Raw genomic sequence first — 1,655 nt, forward strand, 5'->3', positions numbered from 1 at the left:
GCTGGCGGCCTGGGCGGGGTTCGAAGCGGCAAGAAACGAGGGACTCGCACCGGCGGCTTTCGATGATGCGATGGCGTGGGCGGTGATGCTGGGTGCCATCGGCAACTTTGTTGTCGGCATCCAATCACGGGCTGTGCCGGTGTTCTTCGGGCGGAAGCCGCCGGGCCCGGGGCGGCTGGCGGGGCCGCTGGTACTGCTCAACGGGGGCGCCCTGGCGATGGTTGCGGCAATGGCGGCAGACGGCGAAGCAGCGGCGCGGCTCGAGGGGGCCGGGTTGCTGTTCGGGGGCCTTTCGCTGGCCTGGGCGCTGCCGATTGCGGGTGCGGTGCGGGGCCGGGCGACGCGGCTGAGGCCGCGTGCGCGGCCTGCCGCGCGCTACGTGCTGGCGGCGAACCTGGCCGGGGTGGCGGCCGGGCTGCTCATGGCGGCGGCGGGTGCGGCGATGCTGGACGAGGGCGACTTCGCGGCGGCACCGCTGCGCGACACGGCACGCCACCTGTTCGGGCTGGGGCCGATTACGCTGCTCATCCTCGGGATGGCGCGATTGATCGCGCCGGTGTTCGCGGTGGAGCGGTCGGAGTCGCGGGAGCCCGGGCTGCTCGAGCAGGCGCCGTTTTGGCTGCTGCTGGGAGCCCTGGCGCTGCGTGCCGCTGCGGGGCTGGCTTCAGCGTGGGTTTCGTACGAGGCGTGGATGCACACTGCGGCGCTCGCCGGCGTGCTGGGGTGGGTGGCGATCGCGCTCTTCGCGGTGAGCGTGGCGCGGGCAGCCCGGAACGAGGGGCGCACCCTGCGGGGCCTGGAGGAGCTGGCGCGGAGCGGCGGGGGACGTGGGACGCGTCAGTAGGGCAGGCCGGGGAGGCCGAAGAGGGTGCGGGCGTAGCTCGCCCGGCCGAGGTGGCCGTTCCCGTGACCGATGAGCCCGTGGAGGATGGCCTCGATGCGCGGGATCGGGCCCCAGGGGCGGATGAAGAGGACCTCGCGCAGGTACTCTTCGCTCATGGCGGCGATGCGGGGCACGACGGCGTCGCGGACGGCGCGGGTGTACTCGTCGAATTCTTCCGGCGGCGGGAAGCGCATGCTGTAGGCATCGGCCGGGTCCTGGCCGGTGCCCTGGTCGACCCGCGGGAGGTTCCAGCGTTCGTGGAAGGCATGCTGGAGCCAGACCGGCTGTTCGCGTTCGAAGACGAAGTGGATGATGTTGTCGATGGTGCGGACGACGTGCCAGACATCCCAGCCGATGGAGTTCGTGGTTCCGCCGCGGGTATCGCAGAGCTGCTCGACGGTGAGGCCCTGGGTGGCGCGGAGGGCGTAGTCGAGCACGCGGCCGGTGACGACGGCGAGCTGGGTGGGGGTATCGGGCGGGTTGCCCATGCCGGGGAGGTTCTGGGGCTGCGTCATGGCGGGATTGTGGCACAGGCACCGTGCCGGGGCGCAATCCGCGGGGATTTCCCGATGCCGTGGGCGGACTGAGCGGCCGATAATCCCGGCGTGACGCGGGTGGGGGACGAACCTGGCGGCACGGTCAGGGCAAGTGAGGACCTGGCGCTGAGGCTGGTGCGGGCCGGGCTGGACCTCTCGACGGCGGGGTATGTGATCACGGGCCCGGCCGGGGAGGTGCTGTTCTGGAACCGCGCGTTCCCGGCGGTGACCGGGGT

General features: G+C 72.4%; 1 protein-coding gene and 1 pseudogene. One reads left to right on the forward strand and one right to left on the reverse strand.

The window, feature by feature from the left end:
- A pseudogene (locus VAE46_RS10150) lies at positions 1–844 on the forward strand (hypothetical protein); the annotation flags it as partial.
- On the opposite strand, the gene VAE46_RS10155 reads toward VAE46_RS10150, so the two are convergent.
- Positions 838–1,398: a DinB family protein gene (locus VAE46_RS10155; protein WP_322796822.1), complete on the reverse strand. Its 561-nt coding sequence runs from the start codon at positions 1,396–1,398 to the stop codon at positions 838–840. The pseudogene VAE46_RS10150 and the gene VAE46_RS10155 sit on opposite strands and share 7 nt — an antisense overlap.
- Between the last annotated feature and the right edge of the window lie 257 nt (positions 1,399–1,655).

It is taken from the genome of Tepidiforma sp., assembly GCF_034433535.1.
In the GTDB taxonomy this organism is placed as follows: Bacteria; Chloroflexota; Dehalococcoidia; order Tepidiformales; family Tepidiformaceae; genus Tepidiforma.